General features: G+C 52.7%; 2 tRNA genes. Both read left to right on the plus strand.

The features are described from left to right. Window positions 1–117 precede the first annotated feature (117 nt). Window positions 118–190, plus strand: a tRNA-Thr gene (locus tag FS736_RS23700). An 18-nt stretch (window positions 191–208) separates the two neighbouring features. Next, window positions 209–280 (plus strand) — tRNA-Glu (locus FS736_RS23705). Window position 281 lies beyond the last annotated feature (1 nt).

The following is a 281-nucleotide window of genomic DNA, read 5'->3' on the forward strand; positions in this document are numbered from 1 at the left end:
CGCAGTAGCTCAGTGGTAGAGCACTCGGCTGTTAACCGAGCGGTCGTAGGTTCGAATCCTACCTGCGGAGCCATTATCTCTAAATGACGAAAGTCATTTGAGCTGGCAGCAATACATGCTTCCATAGCTCAGCAGGTAGAGCACTTCCATGGTAAGGAAGAGGTCAGCGGTTCGAGCCCGCTTGGAAGCTCTCAAAATACTATAATATGGCCCCTTGGTCAAGCGGTTAAGACACCGCCCTTTCACGGCGGTAACACGGGTTCGAATCCCGTAGGGGTCAC

This window comes from Cytobacillus oceanisediminis 2691, assembly GCF_007678455.1.
Classification (GTDB): Bacteria; Bacillota; Bacilli; order Bacillales; family Cytobacillaceae; genus Mesobacillus; species Mesobacillus oceanisediminis_A.